General features: G+C 59.4%; 19 protein-coding genes. 12 read left to right on the top strand and 7 right to left on the bottom strand.

Translation table 11 applies throughout. From position 1 onward, the window contains the following. The first annotated feature begins 210 nt into the window (after positions 1–210). Genes ACYU7Z_RS11000 through ACYU7Z_RS10985 form a run of 4 tightly spaced genes read left to right on the top strand, consistent with a single transcriptional unit; the run spans position 211 to position 4,524 of the window. Complete coding sequence (locus ACYU7Z_RS11000) at positions 211–1,128, top strand: P-loop NTPase family protein (RefSeq protein WP_460570365.1); 918 nt, start codon at positions 211–213, stop codon at positions 1,126–1,128. Beyond that, a complete protein-coding gene (locus tag ACYU7Z_RS10995) occupies positions 1,125–3,326 on the top strand; it encodes an ABC transporter permease (RefSeq protein WP_460570363.1) in 2,202 nt (733 codons plus the stop codon). Before ACYU7Z_RS11000 ends, ACYU7Z_RS10995 begins: the two co-directional genes overlap by 4 nt. Beyond that, complete coding sequence (gene pnuC, locus ACYU7Z_RS10990) at positions 3,326–3,985, top strand: nicotinamide mononucleotide transporter family protein (protein ID WP_460570361.1); 660 nt, start codon at positions 3,326–3,328, stop codon at positions 3,983–3,985. The genes ACYU7Z_RS10995 and pnuC overlap by 1 nt, the downstream gene beginning before the upstream one ends. Beyond that, positions 3,982–4,524: an AAA family ATPase gene (locus ACYU7Z_RS10985; protein WP_460570359.1), complete on the top strand. Its 543-nt coding sequence runs from the start codon at positions 3,982–3,984 to the stop codon at positions 4,522–4,524. The genes pnuC and ACYU7Z_RS10985 overlap by 4 nt, the downstream gene beginning before the upstream one ends. A 207-nt stretch (positions 4,525–4,731) precedes the next feature. Here the strand turns inward: ACYU7Z_RS10985 and mtgA are convergent, their stop codons facing one another. The 7 genes from mtgA to purN form a co-directional block, all read right to left on the bottom strand. Beyond that, positions 4,732–5,484 (bottom strand): biosynthetic peptidoglycan transglycosylase, encoded by a 753-nt coding sequence (gene mtgA, locus ACYU7Z_RS10980; protein ID WP_460570357.1) that lies wholly within the window; start codon positions 5,482–5,484, stop codon positions 4,732–4,734. A 133-nt stretch (positions 5,485–5,617) separates the two neighbouring features. Next, positions 5,618–6,244: a LysE family translocator gene (locus tag ACYU7Z_RS10975; RefSeq protein WP_460570355.1), complete on the bottom strand. Its 627-nt coding sequence runs from the start codon at positions 6,242–6,244 to the stop codon at positions 5,618–5,620. Between the two features lie 175 nt (positions 6,245–6,419). After that, positions 6,420–7,967 (bottom strand): GH3 domain-containing protein, encoded by a 1,548-nt coding sequence (locus ACYU7Z_RS10970; protein WP_460570353.1) that lies wholly within the window; start codon positions 7,965–7,967, stop codon positions 6,420–6,422. Positions 7,968–8,007: 40 nt separating this feature from the next. Then, the gene (locus ACYU7Z_RS10965) at positions 8,008–9,951 is read right to left on the bottom strand and encodes a glycosyltransferase (protein WP_460570351.1); all 1,944 of its coding nucleotides are present in this window, start codon (positions 9,949–9,951) and stop codon (positions 8,008–8,010) included. An 88-nt stretch (positions 9,952–10,039) separates the two neighbouring features. Further along, entirely contained in the window at positions 10,040–10,483 is a 444-nt protein-coding gene (locus ACYU7Z_RS10960; RefSeq protein ID WP_460570349.1) for a response regulator, read from the bottom strand. Between the two features lie 45 nt (positions 10,484–10,528). Beyond that, positions 10,529–10,768, bottom strand: a complete 240-nt coding sequence (locus ACYU7Z_RS10955) for a hypothetical protein (RefSeq protein ID WP_460570347.1) — start codon at positions 10,766–10,768, stop codon at positions 10,529–10,531. 159 nt (positions 10,769–10,927) lie between these two features. Next, the gene (gene purN / locus ACYU7Z_RS10950; RefSeq protein ID WP_460570345.1) at positions 10,928–11,533 is read right to left on the bottom strand and encodes a phosphoribosylglycinamide formyltransferase; all 606 of its coding nucleotides are present in this window, start codon (positions 11,531–11,533) and stop codon (positions 10,928–10,930) included. Between the two features lie 267 nt (positions 11,534–11,800). Here purN and ACYU7Z_RS10945 point away from each other — a divergent pair, with 267 nt between their 5' ends. The 8 genes from ACYU7Z_RS10945 (at position 11,801) to ACYU7Z_RS10910 (ending at position 23,709) form a co-directional block, all read left to right on the top strand. Beyond that, on the top strand, positions 11,801–13,084 hold the full coding sequence (locus tag ACYU7Z_RS10945; RefSeq protein ID WP_460570343.1) for a c-type cytochrome: 1,284 nt from the start codon (positions 11,801–11,803) through the stop codon (positions 13,082–13,084). 111 nt (positions 13,085–13,195) lie between these two features. Beyond that, entirely contained in the window at positions 13,196–16,501 is a 3,306-nt protein-coding gene (locus tag ACYU7Z_RS10940) for a Fe-S cluster-containing hydrogenase (RefSeq protein WP_460570340.1), read from the top strand. Positions 16,502–16,603: 102 nt separating this feature from the next. Beyond that, positions 16,604–18,049, top strand: coding sequence for an NrfD/PsrC family molybdoenzyme membrane anchor subunit (gene nrfD / locus ACYU7Z_RS10935; RefSeq protein ID WP_460570338.1), 1,446 nt, complete (start codon positions 16,604–16,606; stop codon positions 18,047–18,049). A 14-nt stretch (positions 18,050–18,063) separates the two neighbouring features. After that, the gene (locus ACYU7Z_RS10930) at positions 18,064–18,654 is read left to right on the top strand and encodes a DUF3341 domain-containing protein (RefSeq protein WP_460570336.1); all 591 of its coding nucleotides are present in this window, start codon (positions 18,064–18,066) and stop codon (positions 18,652–18,654) included. Positions 18,655–18,664: 10 nt separating this feature from the next. Next, a complete protein-coding gene (locus ACYU7Z_RS10925; protein WP_460570334.1) occupies positions 18,665–19,381 on the top strand; it encodes a c-type cytochrome in 717 nt (238 codons plus the stop codon). A gap of 22 nt (positions 19,382–19,403) precedes the next feature. Next, a complete protein-coding gene (locus ACYU7Z_RS10920) occupies positions 19,404–20,648 on the top strand; it encodes a quinol:cytochrome C oxidoreductase (RefSeq protein ID WP_460570332.1) in 1,245 nt (414 codons plus the stop codon). Positions 20,649–20,769: 121 nt separating this feature from the next. Continuing rightward, positions 20,770–21,840 carry a cytochrome c oxidase subunit II gene (locus tag ACYU7Z_RS10915; RefSeq protein ID WP_460570330.1) on the top strand — a complete coding sequence of 357 codons (1,071 nt, stop codon included), beginning with the start codon at positions 20,770–20,772 and terminating at the stop codon, positions 21,838–21,840. Positions 21,841–21,876: 36 nt separating this feature from the next. Beyond that, a complete protein-coding gene (locus ACYU7Z_RS10910; protein WP_460570328.1) occupies positions 21,877–23,709 on the top strand; it encodes a cytochrome c oxidase subunit I in 1,833 nt (610 codons plus the stop codon). The last annotated feature ends 1 nt before the right edge of the window (position 23,710 follow it).

Here is a 23,710-nt window from a genome sequence, read left to right as displayed (position 1 = left end):
AAAGTTGTGCCGGGGCTACGTACAAGAGAAAGAACGCAGATTTGTTATGATTTTTATGATTAGAGCGCAGATAAACACTTCAGAAATCATAACCAATCTTAAAAATCTGTGTATCCACCGCAGGTGGATCTGCGTTCTTTCTCTCACCGGCGCTTGCGGCGCTTACTGCAGATTCCCGAAAATCAGTAAGTTTATCCCACAACTGCACCTATGTCCTTTGCAATCGAAACCCGGGCGCTCTCCTTTGCCTTTGGAAAGCGCCGGGTCGTCAACGAGCTGTCGCTCCATGTACCCGGGCAGAGCATCTACGGGTTTCTTGGTCCCAATGGCGCCGGCAAGAGCACGACGATCCGCCTACTTACCGGCATGCTGCTTTCCGATAGCGACAACATCTTTCTCCAGGGCCGCTCGCTGCAGCAGCACCTGCCAAGGTTGTTCGCCAGCGTCGGCACGCTCATCGAAAGCCCGTCGCTCTGGGGTCATCTCACGGCCCGCGAAAACCTCCGTGTCATCGCCACGCTCCGCGGCCTGCCCGCCACCCGCATCGACGCCGTGCTCGGCATCGTGCGCCTCACGCAGGTGCAGCACCGCCGCGTGGCGCAGTTCTCACTCGGCATGAAGCAGCGCCTCGGCATCGCCATGGCCCTCCTGCCCGACCCTTCGCTGCTGCTGCTCGACGAGCCCGCCAACGGCCTCGACCCATCGGGGATCGTCGAGATCCGCGACCTGCTCCGGCACCTGCACCGCGAGGAAGGCAAAACGATCTTCGTGTCCAGCCACCTGCTCGCCGAGGTCGAAAAAACCTGCACCCATATCGGCATCATCCATAAAGGCGTGCTCCGCTACGAGAACACGCTCGAGCAGCTGCGCCGCGATGCCGAAGCGGGTGGCGAAGCTGTCTTCACCATCCCCGGCGCGGCCGCACGCAGCGATGCCTTCGACCCCGCCTGGGGCGCGCGCCCGCTCAACGGCGACGAGGTGCTCTTCCCCATCACCGACGCCGGCGGCGTGGCCCGCCTCAACGAAAGCCTCGTGGCCCGCGGCCTTCCCGTTTGCGGCATCCGCATGCAGGGCGGCCTCGAAGACTGGTTTATGCGCATCACCCAAAACGACAAGTCCATCGTATGAAATTATTTCTCGCCACCCACGCCGCCTGCTTCCGCGCCGAGTGGATCAAGCTCAAACGCACCGGTCTTTTCTGGATGGGCCTCGGCACCGCGCTCGTGATCCCGCTGATCATGACCATCGTCGGCTACTTCATCCCCGATCTCAACAGCGACCGCGACGCCTGGAACAAGATGCTCGAAACGAATATCGGCGCCTTCGGTGCGTTCTTTTACCCCTTGTTCCTGGTCATCACCATGGTGCGCCTCGTATATCTCGAGCACAAGGCCGATACGTGGAAGGTGCTCGAAACGCAGCCCGTGTCGCGGGCCGCACTCTTCCTGGTGAAGTACGAGGTGGCGCTGCTCGTCGCGCTCCTGAGCCTCCTGCTGCTGGTAGCCTTCAGCCTCCTCGGCGGAAGCATCCTGCAATGGAGCGGCGCGCAATCCGCCCTGGCCTCCTCGAAGATCGACGCGCTCCGCATCGCCAAAGTGCTGCTCCGCTACTGGATCGCCTCCCTCGGCATCGTGGCGCTGCATTACTATATCGCCCTGCTGATCCGCACCTTTGCCTGGCCGCTTATCATCGGCCTTATCGGGATCATTGCCGGCAATTCGCTCGCCGACGCGGGCATCTGGAACTGGTTTCCCTGGTCGGCCTTTGCGCTTACAGGCGAGGGAATGAAGGGCTCGCCGCAGGGAAGCCTCCTGCTGCCCCACGAGTGGCTTGCGATCCTGTGGGCACTCCTTGGACTCCTGTTCGGGTATACGCTGCTTACACGCCGCGGCTTCGCGGCCGCGCATCTCCGGGGCCGCTATGCCGTGTTCAGTGGGACTGCCGTTGCCATATTCGCGCTCGCGGCCTGGGGCCTCACGCGGCCACAGCTGATGACCCGTTACAACGGTACCGTGATCGCCGGGCAGCTAAAATCCGACAACCCGGTGAAGACGGTGGCGCTGCTCCGCGGGCCGGCGCAGGATACGGTTCTTTCCGGAATGGTGGTCAATGGTTCCTTCCACCTGGCGGGCGTGGATGGCCTCGCCCCCGACCTGTACCAGCTTCAGCTGGGAAGCCTGTCGCTGCCGGTGTATTTCGGAAGCCGCGACTCGCTCTTTGTTGCGGTCACCAATACAAAGGAGCAGTTTGAGCAGCACTTCAGCGGCACGCGCGGCGCCGAGAACGAATTCCTCGCGCGGGAGCGCCTCCCCGACTTCTCAAGTATCGAGCGCTTCGGCATCCAGGAGCCGCCTGCGAAGTTCTCGAGGCTGGTGCTCAATAACCTGGATGGCTACACGCAAAAGGCGGAGCGCTTTCATACGGTCGACAACGTGCGGCCCGCCGCCGACTTCGTAGCGTTCTACCGTAAGCTGTGCGCGGTGTCGCTGCTGCGTATCGTCAACATCGAGTACCCCAAGGCCTTCGCGCTGTATCACCCCAACGAGAAGCTGGCGTACACGCCCGGCCTCGAGGAGCTTCGGCGCGAGATCTCCCTCAACGATCCTTCGCTGGCAGGGCAGGCGAATTACCTGCAGTACGTGGCCGACTACCTGCGCAGCCGCGTGGCGCTCAGCCCGAACCGCGATAGCGCGCTGGTCGCCTATGCGCAGCAGCAGGTAACGAATCCTGCCGTTCGCGACGCTTTTTACCTGAGCATCTTCTCCGATCGCTTGCAGCGGCTTCCCGACAGCAGCGCGCGTGCTTCGTTCGTGGCCGCAGCCCTGCCCGAGCTCAGCAGCCCATCGTACCGGCGTGTGCTGGAGCAAAACCTGCGGCGGCTCAACAGCCTGATGCGCGGCCGCCCGGCACCCGACTTCGCGTCGGAATCGGGCAACGGCACCGCCTTCCGTCTTGACCGCTTCCGGGGTCGCTACGTCGTGATCGATGTGTGGGCTTCCTGGTGCGGCCCCTGCAAGCGCGAGTCGCCTTATTTCGAGGAGATGGCCGAGCGCTTCACCGACGAGCGGGTGCTGTTCGTGGCGCTGTCGGTCGACGAGGACCGCAACGACTGGCGCCGCGAGATCGTGTACAATACGTCGCGCGTGCTGCAGCTGCATGTGCCCGATGCCGGCGACTCCTTCCTTCAGCCGTATGGCATTACCACGATCCCGCGCTACCTCCTGCTCGACCCGCAGGGCCGCATCCTCAACGCGAGCCTCCCCGTGCCCTCCGATCCCGAATTTGCCGCTATCTTGCAGCGGGAGATCCCGTTCGGGAAATATTGATGCACGACTTTTTTGAGCAGTTCTGGCAAGGGCTGCGGCTAACGACGCCCCTCGAGTTCATTGCGGTTATCAGCGGCATCGTGAGTGTGTGGTTTTCGCGGAAGGAAAACATCTGGGTGTACCCGGTGGGCCTTGTCAACACCGCCATTTACATGTACCTCTCGATCAAGGGTGACCTCTTTGGCGAGGCTACGGTAAACCTTTATTACACCATCATGAGCATTTACGGCTGGATCCTGTGGGCGCGTCGCAACGAGCGGCAGCAGCATGCCGTGCGCATTACTTTTTCAACCAGCCGCGAATGGCTGCAGGAGATCGCTTTCTTCGCCGCATTCTATATCGCCATCTTCTTTGCCCTCGACTATGTGAAGGGCGCCTTCCAGGCCAACACCATTCCGGCCGCCGATGCCTTTGCCTCCGCCACCGCCTTTACCGGTATGTGGCTGATGGCGCGCAAGAAGGTGGAAAGCTGGTACTGGTGGATCGCTACCAACATCGCATCGATACCGCTCTACTACGTCAAAGGATACGTGTTCACGAGCGTCCTGTTTTTCATCCTGCTGCTGATGGCATTCTGGGGTCTTGCCGAATGGAAGGAGCGGGCCCGGAGCGCTCAAAAAGTGGTCGTCGACGACCTGCTGATGGAGGTGCCGCGATGAAGAAGATCGTGGTGATAGGTCCTGAGTCGACGGGCAAAAGCACCCTCTGCCGCGAGCTCGCGGCGCACTACGACACGGCCTGGTGCCCCGAGTACGCCCGCAGCTATCTCGAGGTGAACGGCACCGACTACGACCGCGGCGACCTGATGCGCATCGCCCAGGGCCAGCTGGCACTCGAGGCTTATATGGAGGAAGAAGCCCGCGGCGACTATTATTTCGTGGACACCGACATGTACGTGATGAAGGTGTGGTACGAGGTGGTCTTCGGCGAATGCCCGCCCTGGATAATCCGGCAATGCGCAGTACAGCACTGCGACCTCTACCTCCTCTGCAACACCGACCTGCCCTGGGTGGCCGACGGCATGCGCGAGTACCCCGACCTGGAAATGCGGCAGCGGCTGTACAAAACCTACCTGGATATTATGGTGAATGATGGCCGCCCCTTTGCGATCATCTCCGGAAACGAGCAGGAGCGGCTGCAGTGCGCGATTGCCGCGATCGAGCAGGAGTTTGCGGACTGGGACGATGAAGCTTCCTAACCGCAAAGAAATAGAGAAAGAAGTCCGTACGCTAAGCCCGTTGAAACCCTCATTGCGAGGAGCCGTCGTCGGAGGAAGGGGCCTGAAGCAATCTCCCGGGGCTTACGCGGCAGGTGTTTCTGTCGCCTTCCGAGACCGCGGACGCACCCCGAAAGAGATTGCTTCGCTACGCTCGCAATGACGTGATGATGGGACGTCGCGAATCCCTTATTCGCTTTTTTCATCCCGGTTCCGGGCCTTCTTCACTTTACTCTCTTTCGCTTGCTGCAGGCCGATCACACGTTGCACATCCGGATCTATCTGCAAGAAATTCATGTTGGCCTGGATCTGCGCCGCGCGCCGCTGCACGTAACCGCCATTGCCCGGCTGAAAGCGCTTCGGATTGGGCAGGCAGGCGGCGATGAGGGCCGCCTCGCGGCGCGAGAGCTCCGCGGCCGGCTTGTGAAAGTAGTGTTGCGCCGCGGCTTCCACGCCGTACACACCGCGTCCCATTTCGATCACGTTGAGATATACTTCGAGGATGCGCTCCTTGCCCCAGATCCACTCGATCATCTTGGTAAAATAAACTTCGAGGCCTTTGCGGAGCCAGCTGCGCCCCTGCCAGAGAAAAACGTTCTTGGCTGTTTGCTGTGAGATGGTGGAAGCGCCGCGCACGCGGCCCGGTTTGCGCTTGTTGTAGGCCTGCGCCTTTTCGATGCTTTTCCAGTCAAAGCCGGCATGGTCGGGGAAGAGCTGGTCTTCGGACGCGATCACCGCCAGCTTCATGTTCGACGGAACATCACCGATATAATCGCGCTTCAGGCCGTCGCCGCTGAACAGCGACACCAGCTGCGTCATCGTCACGGGCGGATCGATCCACTTCAGCAGCACGATGTACAGCAGCTGCGCGATGAACAGGAAGAGAAAGGTTCTCTTCACGATGCGCCAGAAAGGGGAGCCTTTGGATCGCTTGTTTTTCATAAGGGATCAAGTCAAAATCAAAAATCAACATTCAAAAAGCTTGGTGCCGCGACTTTCTTTTGAAATGGAAACGCGTCAAAGCTGGGAGTTGTTTCCAGGCGCTTTTGACTTTTGGTTTTTGACTTTTGAGTTATCAATGGTGGAAGAACAGGTAATACACCTGCAGCCCCACGCCGAAGCAGATCAGGATAAACCCGTTGAGGCGGCTGATGAACTGGATATTGTGCGGGGTGAGGCGCCGGCGGATCTTGTTGGCGCCAAGAACCTTCAGCACGTCGGTGCCGGCTACGAAGAGCAGGGCGATCCCGAAGATGCCGAGCCGCTGGTCGATGGTGTGATCGGCGAAGGATGTTGCCGCCGCCAGCCAGAATAGCCAGATGCCCGGGTTTAGCACGTTCATCAGGAAGCCCGTCACAAACAGCTTGAAGAAATCGCGCTTGCGAAACTTCTGCTCCGTTTGCCCGTCGACGGCCACCTTGATCTTTTTAAAGAAAAGAAAATAAACGCCCACGCCCACCAGAAAGAGGCTCCCGATGATCCCGACGATCTCCTTTCCCGTAATAATACGGGTGAAGAGCTCGGTGAAGAAGTTGACGGCGAGTGCCAGCAGCACATCGCTCACTGACACGCCCGCGATAAAGGCCATGCCGCCGCGCGTTCCGTTGTTGATGCTTTGCTTGATGGTGGTAAAGAGCAAAGGCCCCACCGAGATGGAGAGCAGCAAGCCAAGCGAAAGTCCTTTGATGAGAGCGTACCACATATTCTACCGCAACGAATATAATGTGCGAATGTGCAAATCTGGTTTTGAGTCTGCAAACGAGTCTGCTAACGAGTCTGCTAATGTGCTGGTCTGCTAATCTGCTAATACCTGCTCTCTACCCGAAAGTCAGAGACTTCTCCTTATTCGCAGACCAGCAGACTATTTCATTAGCAGATTACACCCGCCCGTTTGTTCCCCTTGTTTCTTCGAGGAACCGGTTCCAGTCGGTGAGTATTTTTCCTTTGAGCACGCGTGGGAATTTATGCTGGCTTCCGAGCTTGCCTTCTTTTTCCATGAACTCCATAAAGGCGCGCTCGGGGAGTTTTTCCAGGAACACCGCCTTCAGCGCCGAGCCGCGCTCCACGGCGTAGTCGTCGTTGAGCACGCAAAGCTGCGCGTCGATCTTTTCGGCCAGCAGGGCTTCGTCAACGGCATCGTCGCAGGCAACGTACCACTTGTGCGCGAAGAGGCCTTCATAGGGAAAGCCCACAACGCCGTACTCGGGGATGGAGATATTCATTTCTTCGCTGACGAGCTGCACGGCGCGGTTCATGTTCTCCACGCTGAGGTGCTCGCCCACGAGGCTCAGGAAGTGCTTGGTGCGCCCGGTGATCACCACCTCGGCGCGCTCCTTGTTCACGAAGCGCAGCGTATCGCCGATGAGGTAGCGCCAGGCACCCGCGTTGGTGCTCATAAGCAACGCATACTCGCGGCCCACCTCCACCTCGTGGATCATCAGCGCCTCCGGGTTGTCGACCATCTTGCCATCGGCATCGAAGTTCTTGTCGTCGAAGGGCACGAACTCCATGAAGATGTTGTTGTCGAGTATCAGCTGCATCCCCTCTGCGTTCTCTCGGGCGCGGTAGCCGATAAAACCTTCGCTGGAAAGGTAATTCTCGATATAAACGATGGGCTTGCCGAGCAGCTTCTCGAAGCCTTTTTTATAGGGCTCGAACGAAACGCCGCCGTGCACAAAGAAGCCGAGGTTGGGCCAGATATCGTGGATGGTCTTTACCTGGTAATGCTCCACGATCATCTCCATGCACATCTGGCACCAGGCGGGCACGCCCACGATGTAGCCGATGTCCCATTCGCGCGCATGCTCTACGATCTCGTGGAGCTTCTCGTTCCAGTCTTTGATCTTGGCGATGCGGCCTCCGGGCTTGTAGAAGGTCTGGAACCAGAAGGGGCGGTTCTTGGCAAGGATACCCGACAGGTCGCCGGCATACCAGCCGGCCGCGCCCTTCTGCAGGTCGGTGGCGCCGCCGAGCATGAGAAAGCCTTTCGTTACGGCGTTGCGTGGGAGGTTGTCATACGAGATGATCGACAGCCACTGCCGCAGGTAATTGACGCGGTTGCTGCGGAGCATCTCGCGTGTTACGGGGATGTATTTGCTGGCCGCCTCGGAGGTGCCCGAGCTCAGCGCGTAGTACTTGATCTTGCCGGGCCAGGCAACGTCGGGCACACCGTCGAGGGTTTTCTTCCACCACTCCTCGTAGATCTTGCTGTAGTCGTGCACCGGCACCATCTGCTGAAACAGCTTGCCGGGGTGCTTGCTGAGCAGGATCTCGTCAAAGCGGTATTTCTGTCCGAACTCGGTAAACCGGGCCTTCCGAAGCAGTTTTTTCAGCACCCGGAGTTGCTGCCGACGCGGGTCGTTTTGCGGGATGCGCAGCGCAGCCGCGAGGGCTTTGGGTAATTTCAGATCGATTATTCTCGCCATTCGTTCGCAATAAAGGTAAGGGCTCCTAAGCTCAGTGCGTTCATAAACCAAGCCAACGGTAATTGCGGAAAATGATTTTGAGGTCTTCGGCCGCGTCGTAGTCGCGCGCATACCAGTAGTCGGCCTGCCGGAGGCTTTCTTCGGCCAGCGCCGAATAGGCTTCCGCGGGTCGTCCGCCGGCGCTGAGCACGCCCGTCCGCAGCACAGGCAACGCGGGCCCGGGGAGGCGATAGCCCACCCAGGTTTTGCGGCCCAGCAGCACAGCCAGCACATTGCGGGCAAAGCGCCCGGGCCGCTTCACGAGCAGCAGGTGTACCGGCAGGGTCACGAGGAAGCCCAGGGCCAGCAAGACATCGGTAAGCCGCTTGCTGCGCCGGTACGACGGGGCAGCCAGGCGCAGCGGCGCCTGCAGCGAAAGGGCTTCACCGCTGCTGTCCTTCGAGTCGCTACCCACCATGCTCGAAGAGCCGGCGGCGTGGTAACGGAGCCGCACATGCCGCGCCAGGCGGCCGGTGTGGGTCACCGCATCGCGGAAGCTGAGCGTGCCGATGCAGAAGATAAGCTCCTGCGCGTCGAGTGCCCGGATGGCCTCCGGCGCGCGCGCCAGGTCGGTAACGGTATCGGGCTCGCCGGGCTGCAGCCCCACGCGCCCGAGGATATGGGCGCCCCGCCCGTTGCGAACGAGCAACTGCCGCAGCTCGGCGTATTCATCGGCGGTGGCCGCAATGAGGATATAGGGTTTCTCCACCAGCTCGGCCGGCCGCTGCAGGAGGCCCGTTTGGAGCAGCAGGCGCCGCACCGTGCCGATGGCCACAAACCCAAGAAGGGCGCCGCCCACCAGGATCGCGCGCGAAAAGCGCAGGATCTCGGGCAGCAGCGCGTAGCCGGCCAGCAGCACCAGTGCGGCAAAGCCGGCGGCCCGCAGGAGGTTGCTGCGCCGGTAGATCTTGTCGTACAGGCCGGCATAGTACGCCGTAATAATATATACGAGCGTATAGATCGGCAGCGAGGCACGGATGAGCGGCCCCGGCAGTACGATGTCGGGACGTACGTAGCCGATCCACAGCTCCTTGACGAGCCAGAACGAAAGCAGGATCAGGATGCCGTCGATCACGGGGAGGCCGATCCAGCGGAGCGCCTTGGCCCCCGCGGCCAGCGCCGCCCGGAGCCAGATCGCGAACTGGATCGATATGCGGAAGAGCCGCGCCCGCGCGCCACCGTAGTGCTTGCGCACGAAGATGTTCATGGCGCTGTAGAAGAGCCGCACGTAGTTGAGTGATCCGCGCTTCGTGCTCTCACCCTTGAAGTGGATGATGCTTGTGTCGGCGACATAATAGTTTTTGTAGCCGGCCCGCTGGATGCGGTAGCTGAGGTCCACGTCTTCTCCATACATGAAGAAGGCCTCGTCGAAGGAGCCGACAGTATCGAGCACCAGCCGCGGTATCAGCATGAAGGCGCCGGCCAGCACGTCGACCTCCCAGTTGCGGTGCTCGTCGAGGTGACCGAGGTGGTAGCGGCCGAAGATCCGCGAATGCGGGAACAGGAGCGAAAGACCGAACAGCTTGTAAAGGGCCGTCAGCGGCGCGGGGAAGGAGCGCTTCGATTCTTTCAGAAAGGACCCGGTGCCGTCGATCATTCGCACGCCAAGTGCGCCGGCATCCGGGTGGGTTTCGAAAAAGCGGAGGCAGGTCCGGAGGCCGTCTTCGGGGAGCAGCGTATCGGGGTTGAGGAAAAGTATGTAGCGGCCGCGGGCGATGGCGAGGCCCTGGTTGCAGGCGCGCCCGAATCCCACGTTCTCGCTGTTGGCCACGAAGCGCAGGCCGGGGAAGCGCGCGCGCAGGTAGGCTTCACTGTCGTCGCTGCTGTGGTTGTCGACCACGATGACCTCGGTGTCGATATCCCGGCTGGCGGCCTGCACCGAATGCAGGCATTGCTCCAGGAAGTAGCGCACGTTGTAATTAACTATGATGACGGAGAGGGTCAAGCAGTAAGGTTAGCGGCAAAGATAGCCGGACGGGCAAAGTGGTAAAGGCGGAAGTCGGAAGCGCGCAACTGCCGCTCCTCCGGGCCGGTCAGCTTTTGTTCTGGATCTTGCGCCGCACTTCTTCGGCGCAGTGGCTGATGAAGTCTTCGGTGATCTGCTCCATCTGGCGGTAGTGCAGCGGCTTGGTGATGAAGCCGGCCTTGTAGCGGTCGGCGAAATCCTTGTCGGTGGGCAGCGAGGACGTGGTGAACAACACGACCGGCACGTCGGCGTAGCGCTCGAGGGTACGCAGCTCGCGGAGCACCTGCTTGCCGTCGACGATGGGCATGTTGACGTCGAGGATAATGAGGCAGGGCACCGGGTCGAGTTCCTGCAGGCCCTTGAGGAAGTGGAGCGCCTGGCCGCCGTCGGTAACGGTCACCACCTCCACCTCGCGGGCAAATTCCGAGAAGGCGTCCTGCACGAGTTGCAGGTCGTCGGCGTCGTCGTCGGCGTACAATACGATGTTCTTGGGCGTGCTGGACTTCGTCATACTTCAGTTGCGCTGCTGTGTGCCCCTCAAACTGCAGGGACAGGGTCAAACTAAATGTTCCAGGTCGATCAGCTCCAGGTACGGATCCAGGAGGGCAACGGAGCGGAAGCAGCGCACCTTCTTCGGCAGGAGCCGGTATTGACGGTACAGCACTTCCACATAAAAGCCCTCGATCTGGTATAGTACGCAGGCCTGCGCCCCTATTTTGCGTTTGCCGAGATAAGTTCCCTCTTCATACAAAAGGTCGAGTTGCTCCATCTGCGACAGCAATAGAAAATCAAACATCCTCATGATTCCGGTCCTCCCGGGGTAGCCGCCACAAAGACCGTGCGGGGCTGGGCCGGCCGGCTTCGGGGTAGAGCGGAAAAAGCTGGAATCATGGGTTCGGTTTCACGGGGCCTTTCAAAGGTAGGGCTTTGGAACTGAACAATGGATAGGCGCCGCTCATTTACCGCCGAGCACGGCGCGCTCCACTACCTCCGCGTAGTGCCGGTGCTCGAGCTCGTGCACACGGGCCGCCAGGGTCAAGGGGCTGTCGCCGGGAAGTACGGGGCAGCGGGCCTGGAACAGGTGGTCGCCGTGGTCGTAGTGCTCGTCGACATAATGAATGGTGATGCCCGACTCCGTATCGCCCGACGCCAGCACCGCCTTGTGCACATGCTGCCCCCACATGCCCTTGCCTCCGTAGGCCGGGAGCAGCGCCGGGTGGATGTTGACGATCCGCGCCGGGTACGCCTCGATAAGGGGGGGCGGGATCTTCCAGAGAAAACCGGCCAACACTATATATGTTATACGGGCCGCCTGCAGCTCCGGCAGGTACGCATCGCCGTGAAAGAAGCGCGCGCGCTCCAGCAGCAGCGTCGGTACGCCGAAGGCCGCCGCGCGGGCCAGCACGCCGGCTCCGGGCTTGTTGCACACGATCAGCGCCACCTCTATAGCGGGATGCCCGCGGAAATATTCCATCAGGCTCTGTGCGTTTGTGCCGTTGCCGGAGGCAAAGACGGCGAGGCGATGGGGGCGTGTGCCGCTATGGTTCGAATCGGGTGTCATGGGTTGGAGCGCACGAAAGTACCGCCAAACTGTGGAAGCAGAATACCTGACCAAAGTCATGTTTTTTCACAAGGCGGCGTCGTAAATGCAGGTTTGTTTGATGAAAAAACAAGTCTATATTCCGCGGGTTTTACAAGAGTGCTAATCGGCTGAAATGCAGGCCTGTAGCGGGTTAAAAAAAATTTAAAGCTTATGGGTATTTGTAAGAACTCTGTCATATTTTTGCCCCCGATTCGGAAATTTTCCACATTTAGATCAGTTGAATCTATGATTTTCCATAAGCCACGTGTAACGAAAATTGGCCTCCTGTTTTTCTTCACGCTGATTCTTTCTTTCGCTACATATGCCCAGGGCGATGCTGCACACGGCAAGCAGCTGTTTCAGCAGAACTGCCAGACCTGTCACGCCCTCGATAAGGCACTGACCGGCCCGGCGCTGCGCGGTTTCAAGCAGCGCGGACCCTGGGGCGACCAGAAAGAAGTGTACAAGTGGATCCATAACCCCGCGGCCTACATCCCCACCAACCCCTACACCAAAGCGTTGCAGGCGCAGATGGGCGCCATCATGCAGTCGTTCCCGCAACTGACCGAGAAGGACATCGACGACATCACGCAATACATCACCACGGCCCCGGAGCCGGGTGCTGAGAAGAAGGAAGGCGGCGCGGCCGGTGCCAACGCAGGCGCCTCGCAGGAAAGCGGCAACGGCTCCCTCATCTTCGGCATCATCTCGATCGTGCTGGCGATCATCGCCCTGATCCTGATGCAGGTAAACAACAACCTGAAGAAACTCTCCGACGACCGCGAAGGCATCAGCCGCCCCGAGCAGGTGCCCTTCTGGCGCAATAAAGTATACATCGCCCTCATCGCCCTGCTGCTCTTTGTGATCGGCGGCTACTTCGTGGCCAAAGGCGCTATCGGCCTCGGCCGCCAGCAAGGCTACCAGCCCGACCAGCCGATCTACTACTCGCACAAGGTGCACGCCGGCGTCAACCAGATCAACTGCCTGTACTGCCACGGCTCCGCCTGGGAATCCAAGCACGCCGGCATCCCCTCGCTCAATATCTGTATGAACTGCCACAAGGCCATCAACGCTTACGAGAAAGGCCCCAAGCTGTTCGACGAGGAAGGCAACGAGATCAACGGTACCAACGAGATCCAGAAGCTGTATAAATACGCCAACTATACCCCGGGCAAACCCTGGGATCCGAGCAAGGCCACGTCGCCGGAGTGGGTCAAGATCCACAACCTCCCCGACCACGTGTACTTCAACCACGCCCAGCACGTGAACGCCGGCAAGGTGCAGTGCCAGAACTGCCACGGCAACATCCAGGAAATGGACAAGGTGAAGCAGGTAGCCGAGCTGAGCATGGGCTGGTGTATCAACTGCCACCGCGAGACGAAGGTGAACTTCTACAACTCGGCCGACAGCAGCGGTAACAAGTTTTACAGCATCTACGAGAAATTCCACAACGACATCAAGGCCGGCAAGATGGACAGCGTACGCGTGCAGGATATCGGCGGCCTCGAGTGCCAGAAGTGCCACTATTGATAAGCCTCTCCGTTCGCCGGAGCCTCAGCGAAGGCGGACAGCAGTTCTTACTTCTACCTAATCAGTCTAAAACAAACCGCGTCTTTTTGTGGGGCGCGGGAGATAATAAATATGAGCACGAATAAGTATTGGCAAAGTTTCGCTGAACTCAACGACAGCCAGCGCCACCAGCAGCGTACCCAGGACGAGTTCCAGGAGCAGCTGCCCTTCGAGGAACTGGACGGCAGCCTGCTCGATGCAAAGACCCCGCGTCGTGACTTCCTCAAATACCTCGGCTTCAGCACCGCGGCCGCTACCATCGCCGCTTCCTGTAAGATGCCGGTGCGCAAGGCCATGCCTTACGTTAACCGCCCCGAAACGGTGACCCCCGGTGTTGCCAAATATTATGCTACCACCTTCGTCCAGGACGGTGAGATCGTGCCCGCCATCGCCAAGGTGCGCGACGGCCGCCCCATAAAGCTCGAAGGCAACACGCTTTCTTCGATCACCAAAGGCGGTACGAGCCCGCGCATGCAGGCATCCGTGCTCGACCTCTATGATACCTTCCGCACCACGCACCCGAAGCGCCGCAACGGCGACAAGTGGGACGAGATCCCAACGTACGAGGAGTTTGACCGCCTCGTAGGCCAGGCCATGGCCGGCCTCGGTGGCGGCTCGGTGGTACTGCTCACCAGCACCATCAACTCGCCTTCCACCAAGCAGGTGATCAGCGAGTTTCTCGGCAAGGTGCCCGGCGCCCGCCACGTACAGTACGACTCCGTTTCGTACAGCGGTATGCTGCTGGCCAACGAATCGTCGTTCGGCCGCCGCGCCATCCCGGCTTACAACTTTGACCGTGCTGCCGTTATCGTATCGCTCGGCGCCGACTTCCTCGGCACCTGGCTCAGCCCCGTGGAATTTGCCCGCCAGTACTCGTACGGCCGCAAGATCAACGAGGCGCATCCCACGATGAGCAAGCACTACCAGCTCGAAAGCATTCTCTCGCTCACCGGCTCCAACGCCGACGAGCGCTTCACGCACCGCCCCTCCGAAACGGGAGCCGTGGCTGTTGCCCTCCTCAACGCCCTCAATGGCACGGCTGCCGGTGTTGGTGACGCCAAGCTCAAAGCCGGCATCGCCAAGATCGCTGCCGACCTCAAGGCCAACAGCGGCAAAGCCCTCGTGGTTTGCGGCTCCAACGACCCCAACGTTCAGCTCGTGGTGAACGCCATCAACAGCGCTATCGGCGCCTACGGCAACACCATCGACTGGTCGACGCCGATGATGACGAAAGCCGCCATCGACAAGGACATGGGCGACCTCGTTACCGCCATGAACGCCGGCTCGGTAGGTGCCCTCCTCGTATTCGACGCCAACCCGGCCTACGACTACTACAATGCCGCCGCCTTCAAGACCGGCATGACCAAGGTGAAGCTCGCCGTATCGTTCAGCCCCAAGATGGACGAAACGACCGCGCTGTGCAACTTCGCCGCACCCGCTCCCCACTTCCTCGAAAGCTGGGGTGATGCCGAATCGCGCGCCGGACATATCTCCTTCATCCAGCCGACGATCTTCCCGCTCTTCAAAACCCGCCCCTTCCAGACTTCGCTGCTGAAGTGGAGCGGTAACAATACCGATTACGATACGTACTTCCGCCAGTTCTGGAGCAGCCGCATCGGTGGCGAGCTCGCACTCGACGCCGCCCTGCAGGATGGTGTTTGGGAGAACGGTGGCCGCGCCGCCACAACCCCGGCAGCGCCCGCCACGATGGTTACCGATACGGTGAATACCAACGGTACCACCACGACCTTCACGCCCCCGACCTACACTGGCGGCAATGCCGGCTCCTTCAACGGTGGCGGTGTTCAGGGCGCAGTAGCCGGTATCGGTTCCAACAAAGCCAGCGGCAAGAACGAAGTAGTTCTTTACCAGAACGTGGGCATGGGCTCCGGTAAGCAGGGCGCCAACCCCTGGCTGCTCGAGCTCCCCGACCCGATCACGAAGGCCAGCTGGGACAACTTCGCCATGATCTCCGTATCGAAGGCGAAAGAGCTGGGCATCGAGCTCAACTCCGACTACGAATACCACCGCGAGAAGCCCTCGATCGAGCTGACTGTCGGTAACACGAAAGTGACGCTCCCGATCATCGTGGTTCCCGGTGTCGAAGCCAACACCATTGGCGTGGCGCTCGGCTACGGCCGCAACGCCGCCTACGGCAAGGCTGCCGAAGGCACTGGCGTCAACGTCTTCCCCTTCGCCCGCTTCAACGGTGTGACGGTGGATTACTACAACGCCGTTACGATCTCCGATAAGCCCGTTGCTACCGACTATAAAGTAGCCCAGACGCAGGTACACAACTCTTACGAGAACCGCCAGGAAGTGGTGAAAGAAACCACGATGGCCATGTTCCTGAAGGAGCCCAACCGCTTCAAGGAGCAGCGCGAAGAGCTCACTGCCGACTTCGCCAGCAAAACCGGCGATTACCGCCACGAGGCAACGCTTTACGCCAAGCCCGATGGCGAGGGTGGCAACACTTACGACCACAGCTTCCCCGGTCCGAAATGGGGTATGGCCATCGATATGAACTCCTGTATCGGCTGCGGCGCCTGCGTGGTTGCCTGCCACCTGGAGAACAACGTGCCGGTTGTTGGTAAGAGCGAAGTGCTCCGCGCCCACGAAATGCACTGGCTGCGTATCGACCGCTACTTCGTGAGCGATGCCAAGAACGCCGACGACCTGAAGGCCGTTGTGTTCCAGCCGATGCTGTGCCAGCACTGCGACAACGCACCCTGCGAGAACGTTTGCCCGGTAGCCGCTACCATGCACAACTCCGAAGGTGTCAACCAGATGGCCTACAACCGTTGCATCGGTACCCGCTATTGCGCCAACAACTGTCCGTATAAAGTACGCCGCTTCAACTGGGGTGACTACACAGGTGCGTCGACGCACGGTGTGCTCGGTCCGAAGAGCGGTGTGGGCAAGCTCGACTACGTAGTAGAGCAGATGAACGACGACCTCACCCGCATGGTGCTCAACCCCGACGTGGTAACGCGCTCGCGCGGTGTGATGGAGAAGTGTACGTTCTGCGTGCAGCGCACCCAGGAAGGCAAGCTGAAGGCCAAGCTCGAAAACCGCCCGCTGAAAGGCGACGAGGTAGTGAGCGCCTGCGCCCAGGCCTGCCCCACGAACGCCATCACCTTCGGCAACGCCAACGATCCCAACAGCTCCGTCGCGCAGATCCGCCGCAACAACCCGCAGCGTCTCTTCCACGTGATCGAGCAGATCCACACGCTGCCCAACGTAAGCTACCTCGCCCGCGTGCGCAACAGCAATGAGATCCTCGAGAACGAGGAGAACATGGGCGAGCACGCCCGCCAGGATGCCCACGAAGGAAACGAGGTAACGCCCGGTGCACACCCGGCGCCTACCGAGAAGTAAGAATGTGAACCCTGAGCCGTGAAGCACAAACGATCGCGGCAGCTGATAAACTAGTCACTAACAGGGCCGAAGGCGCAAGCCGGAAGCCGACAGATCAACCATATGGCATTACTTAAATACGAATCGCAGGTAAGACCACCGCTCGTTGAGGGCAACAAAGATTATCACCAGGTAACGGAAGACATCTGCCGTCCCGTCGAAACGAAGCCCAGCCTCCTTTGGTGGATCGGCTTCCTCATCTCGGTAGGCCTGCTGCTCTTCGGTGTGATCTCCGTAACCCGTGAAGTCTGGTTCGGTACGGGCCAGTGGAACCTGAACCGCACCATCGGTTGGGGCTGGGACATCACCAACTTCGTATGGTGGGTCGGTATCGGTCACGCCGGTACCCTGATCTCGGCGATCCTGCTGCTTTTCCGCCAGGGCTGGCGTACCGGTGTAAACCGCGCGGCCGAGGCCATGACCATCTTCGCGGTAATGTGCGCGGGCCAGTTCCCGATCTTCCACATGGGCCGTGTATGGAACGCCTTCTTTACCCTGCCTTACCCCAACACACGCGGACCGCTTTGGGTGAACTTCAACTCGCCGCTGCTGTGGGACGTATTCGCCATCTCCACTTACTTCACCGTATCGCTCCTCTTCTGGTACTCGGGCCTGCTGCCCGACCTGGCCACCCTGCGTGACCGGGCCAAGCTGAAGTGGCGCAAGGCTTTCTACGGTACCGCCGCCTTCGGCTGGACGGGCTCCACGAAGCACTGGCAGCGCCACGAGGCCCTGTCGCTGGTGCTCGCCGGCCTCTCCACCCCGCTGGTACTTTCGGTACACACCATCGTATCCTTCGACTTCGCCACCTCGGTGATCCCCGGCTGGCACACGACCATCTTCCCGCCCTACTTCGTGGCTGGTGCCATCTTCTCGGGCTTCGCGATGGTACAGACGCTCCTCCTCGTTACCCGCAAGGTGCTGCACCTCGAAGAGTACATCACCATCGAGCACATCGAGGTAATGAATAAAGTAATCGTACTGACCGGCTCGATCGTGGGCATCGCCTACCTCACCGAGCTGTTCATGGCCTGGTACTCGGGTGTGAAGTACGAGTGGTTCGCCTTCGAGCAAAACCGCGTGAACCTCGCTTCGCCCTACGGCTGGAGCTACTGGATCATGATGGGTTGCAACGTGATCTCGCCCCAGATCTTCTGGTTCCGCAAGATGCGCCGCAACATCCTGGTGACCTTCTTCATGTCGATCCTCGTAAACATCGGTATGTGGTTCGAGCGCTTCGTGATCATCGTTACCTCGCTGTACCGCGACTACCTGCCCTCCAGCTGGAGCCCGTACTACACCCCCACCATCTGGGAGATCGGGTTCTACATGGGTACGTTCGGCCTCTTCTTCACCTGCTACTTCCTTTTCTCGAAATACTTCCCTGTAATCGCTATCGCCGAGATCAAGCATATCCTCAAGAAGAGCGGTAACAAGTACAAGTCGGAGATGACGGTGATCGAGCAGGAGCCGGTTGACCAATTCGTGCACGAACACGCACACCACTAAGAAATTAAGATACTATGCCGATCAAGAAATTTGTAGTTGGTAACTTTTATGACGAGCAGGTGCTGTTCCCCGCGGTAAAAGCGGTGCGCAAGGCCGGCCATAAGATCCACGACGTATATACGCCTTTCCCGATCCACGGTCTTGATACCGCCATGGGTCTCCGCGACACGAGCCTCCACACGGCCGGCTTCGTGTACGGTATCGCCGGAACGACCACGGCCTTCAGCTTCATCACCTGGACGCTGACGACCGACTGGCCGCTCAACATCGGTGGCAAGCCGCACTTCTCGCTGCCGGCGTGGATCCCGATCATGTTTGAGCTGACGGTACTGTTCTCCGCCGTGGGTATGGTGCTGACCTTCTGCTACCTCTGCCAGCTGGCGCCTTTCGTAAAGAAAGACCACTTTAACCTCCGCTCCACCGACGACACCTTCACCATGGCCATCGAGCTCACAGAGCGCTCGAACGAGCAGGAGGTGATCAGCTTCCTCCAGAGCATCGGTGGCCAGGGCGTTGAAGTGATGCACAAGGAAACGGGCTGGTGGCTCGGTCGCTACGACAAGGAACAACAACTCTACAACAACGAAGTGGCGGTAGCCGGATAAAACAGGAACGATGAAAAAAGTATTGCTTCTTACAGGATTCATTGCAGGTGTGCTCGGCTTCAGCAGCTGCGGCGGCGCCCACGGGAACGATCCCGGCCACGCCTACATGCCCGATATGTATTACAGCCGCGCCTACGAGGCCTACGGCTACAACAACCAACCCGAAGACCACGATCTGAAAAGCCGCGGTGCTTCTTATAACGGAATGCCCGTGCCCGGTACGGTAGCCCGCGGCGACGCGTTCCCCTTTGCCCTCGCGGCAGGCGACAGCGGTTACAACCAGGCAGCCTCCTACAAGGCGCCCGGTCAGCCGACGACATTCACAGCTGTCCAGCAGAAGGAAGCCCAGCGCCTGTTCCAGGTGAACTGCGCCATCTGCCACGGTACCGCCCTCGACGGCAACGGCCCCCTCTGGAAAGGCGGCGAAGGTCCCTTCCCGGCGGCCCCGCGCAACCTGATGGACGACTATTCCAAGAAGCTTTCCGATGCGCAGATCTACCACGTGATCACCTACGGCAAAGGCCAGATGGGTTCCTATGCCTCGCAGGTGCATCCCGAGCAGCGCTGGTGGATCATCAACTACATCCGCAGCAAGCAGGGTCCTGCCAAGGCAGCCGGTGCCGACACAACGGCCAAAGCCGCAACCGCAGCGCCTGCAGCAACCGGAACGACCTCCGCAGCCGGTACCGCACCCGCCGCTCCTGCTGTAACGAAACCCACAAATTAACTGACGACTTAATCACGAGATAATGGCAGCTTTACGAGAGCAATTTGTAGTACCCAAACGATACAATACCCTGGCCATGGCCCTCATGGCGATCGGTATCTTGTCGGTGATCATCCTATTTGTGACGCACGGCATGGCCAGCGGCAACAGCGAAGAAGCCGTGCACGAGCGCGCCCGCTTCTGGGCCTCGCTGCTGCAGAACAGCGTCTACTTCCTGCTGGTGGTAAACGCCTGTATGTTCTTTATCTGCGCCACGACCCTCGCCTGGGGCGGCTTCCAGATCTCCTTCCGCCGCGTTACGGAAGCCATTTCCACCTGTGTGCCGGTACTCGGTATCATCACGCTGGTTGTGCTGATGGCCATCACCTTCGGCGGCGACCACGCCCTCTACCACTGGACCGACAAGGAGCACGTGCAGCACGACGAGATCCTCAAGGGTAAGTCGGGCTTCCTCAACTCCACCTTCTTTACTGTCTGGACGATCATCACGATCGCCGGCTGGTGGTTTCTCGGCAAGCGCATGCGCAACCTGTCGCGCGCTATCGACGATACCCCGCTGTCGCCCGATGAAGCAAAAAAATACCAGTGGACCAACACGGTTCGCGCGGCACACTTTCTCGTGCTGTTTGCCCTCACGGTGCTTTCGAGCACGCCCTGGCTGTGGCTGATGTCGATCAATGCCCACTGGTACTCGACGATGTTCAGCTGGTACACCTTCGCCTCGAGCTTCGTGGCCGGTATGGCGCTGATCACCCTGTTTGTGGTTTACCTGAAAAACAACAACTACCTCGAGCTGGTTACCAAAGAGCACCTGCACGACCTCGGTAAGTTCATGTTCGCCTTCTCGATTTTCTGGACCTACCTCTGGTATTCGCAGTTCATGCTGACCTGGTACGCCAACATCCCCGAGGAAACGATCTACTTCAAGCCCCGGATGCACGGTGCCTACCGCGGCCTGTTCTTCCTGAACCTGATCATCAACTTCCTCGCGCCGCTGCTGATCCTGATGAAGCGAAACTCGAAGCGCAACTACGGTACGATCTCGCTGATGGCCGTACTGATCCTCTTCGGTCACTGGCTCGACTTCTACCAGATGGTGTTCCCCGGCATCTCGAACGACCATGTTCCGTTCATGCTCGTGGATTTCGGTATCGCCCTTGGCTTTGTCGGTATCATCATGTTCGTCACGGCCCGCAGCCTTGCCAAGCACCCGCTCTACGCCCGGAACCACCCGTTCCTGAAAGAGAGCATCGTGCACCACACATAAAAAACAAAAAGTCAAAATTCAAGAACCCAAGGCCCGGCGCCGAAGCAATTTTTGAATTTTGTCTCCCGAAGCGTCGGGAAGAATTTTGAAATAGACTTTGAGAATATAGAAACAACGAACTATGTCGATTTCCTGGATTGTAATAGCGCTGATTTTGGGATTTGTGATCGTATTCCAGATCGCCAAGGCCAGCGAATATGTCTCCATCCTTCGGGGTGAGGAAAAAACGCGAAAAGAAAACAACCGGATCAATGCCTTCCTGCTCCTGGCATTCCTGATCGCCGGCCTCATCGGCGTATGGTATTGCAACGAGCGCCTCAAGGGAAAGATCCTCGGCGAAGCTGCGTCGAACCACGGCGAGCGCATCGACTCCATGCTGTGGATCACGCTGGTCATCACCGGTATCGTGTTCCTCATCACGCAGGTGCTGCTGTTCTGGTTTTCGTTCAAGTACCAGGAGAAAGAAGGCCGCAAGGCGTTTTACTATCCCCACAACAACAAGCTGGAGCTTATCTGGACCGTTATTCCCGCCATCACGCTGACCATCCTCGTTGGCTTTGGCCTCTATTACTGGTTCCAGATCACCGGTGAAGCGCCGAAAGACGCCCAGGTAGTGGAAGTCTATGGCAAGCAATTCAACTGGGAATTCCGCTACGCCGGTAAGGATGGCCAGTTCGGCAAACGCTACTTCAAGGAAGTCAACGAAGCTACCGGCAACCCGCTCGGCCAGATCTGGTCGGACCCCGCCAACCGCGACGATATCTACACCACCGGTGAAATGCACATCGTTGTCGGCAAGCCCGTAAAGCTGATCATCAACGCCAAAGACGTAATCCACGACGTGGGCCTCGTGCACTTCCGCATGAAGATGGACGCTGTACCGGGCATCCCCACCACGATGTGGTTCACACCCAAGTTCACCACCAAGCAAATGCGCGACAAGTACGGTCCTGATTTCAACTACGAGATCTCCTGCGACCAGATGTGCGGCAAGGGCCACTTCTCGATGCGCGGCACCGTAGTGGTGGAAACGCAGGAAGAATTCAACGCCTGGCTGGGAACGAAGCAACCGCAGTACATCGCCGCCACGCAGGGCGCCGCACCGGCTCCCGCGCCCGGCAAAACGAATATGGGAGGCGACACGACGAAAGCGGCGCCTGCCGATACCACCAAGCGGACCGCCGCTCTCTGATAACCACATTGATTCCGTTTCTAAAGAGCTTACGATATGAACGAGCATACACATCACAACGTGCAGACAGGGGCTGATGCAACACATGGAGCACTCCATGTAGATCATCACCACGATGGTGACCACGGCCACCACCACAAGGAGACCTTCATTACGAAGTACATCTTCAGCCAGGACCACAAGACCATTGCCAAGCAGTTCCTCATCACGGGTATGCTCTGGGCGATCGTCGGCGGCCTGTTCTCGGTGCTGTTCCGCCTCCAGCTGGCTTACCCCGACGAATCGTTCCCCATCCTGGAAACGTTCTTCGGCAACTGGGCCAAAGGCGGCCAGATCCAGCCTGAATTCTATTACGCGCTGATCACAATGCACGGTACCGTGCTGGTGTTCTTCGTACTCACCGGCGGCCTGTCGGGAACCTTCGCGAACCTGCTCATTCCGCTGCAGCTCGGCGCCCGCGACATGGCATCGCCCTTTATGAACATGCTGTCGTACTGGTTCTTCTTCCTCGCCAGCGTGATCATGTTCTCCTCGCTCTTCGTACAAACGGGTCCCGCCTCCGGTGGCTGGACGTCGTACCCGCCGCTGTCGGCCCTGGCCCAGGCGTCGATCGGCTCCAAGATCGGTATGGACCTCTGGATCGTATCGATGGCCATGTTCGTTGTGAGCTCGCTGCTCGGCGGCCTCAACTACATCGCCACCATCCTGAACATGCGTACCAAGGGCATGAGCATGACGCGCATGCCGCTCACCATCTGGGCGCTGTTCTTCACGGCCATCCTCGGGGTTCTTTCCTTCCCCGTTCTGTTCTCGGGCTTTATCCTGCTCCTGTTCGACCGTCACCTGGGTACCTCGTTCTACCTGAGCGACATCGTTGTGGCCGGCCAGGTGCTGCCCAACGAAGGCGGTAGCGCGATCCTGTACCAGCACTTGTTCTGGTTCCTGGGTCACCCCGAAGTTTACATCATCATCCTGCCCGCGATGGGCCTGGTGTCCGAGGTTATGTCCGTCAACGCCCGCAAGCCGATCTTCGGTTACATGGCGATGGTCGGTTCCATCTTCGCCATCACCATCCTAGCCTTCCTGGTATGGGCGCACCACATGTTCGTTACGGGCCTGAATCCCTTCCTCGGCGCCTTCTTCGTACTGCTGACCCTGCTGATCGCCATTCCCTCGGCCATCAAGGTGTTCAACTGGCTGACGACGCTTTGGCGTGGCAACCTGCGCTTCACACCTGCCATGATGTTCGCCATCGGCTTTGTAAGCCTGTTCATCTCCGGTGGTCTTACGGGTATCTGGCTGGGTAACTCCACGCTCGACATCCACCTGCACGATACGTACTTCGTGATCGCGCACTTTCACATCGTAATGGGTGTGTCCGCCTTCTTCGGCATGTTCGCCGGTGTATACCACTGGTTCCCGAAGATGTTCGGCCGCTACCTCAACAATACGCTCGGCTATATTCACTTCTGGGTGACGCTGGCCGGTGCTTACCTGATCTTCTGGCCGATGCACTACCAGGGCCTGGCCGGCGTTCCGCGCCGCTACCTCGACCTGCGTCTGTGGACCTCGTTCAACCACTTCGGTGACCTGAACAAGATGATCACGGTGGTATCGATCATTGTATTCTCGGTGCAGCTCATGTTCGTGTTCAACTTCTTCTACTCGATCTTCAAGGGTCGTAAGGTGCGCACGATGAACCCCTGGGGTGCTGCCACCCTCGAGTGGACGACGCCGATCAACCCCGGCCACGGCAACTGGCCTGGTGAGATCCCGGAAGTACACCGCTGGGCGTACGACTACAGCAAAGACGGCCGCGAGTACATCCCGCAGACCGAGGCGCTGAACCCGAACGAAACGAAACACTAGT

The organism is Flaviaestuariibacter terrae (assembly GCF_054777635.1).
Note: the sequence above shows the minus strand (reverse complement) of the source record. Positions and strands in the feature narration are given on the sequence as shown.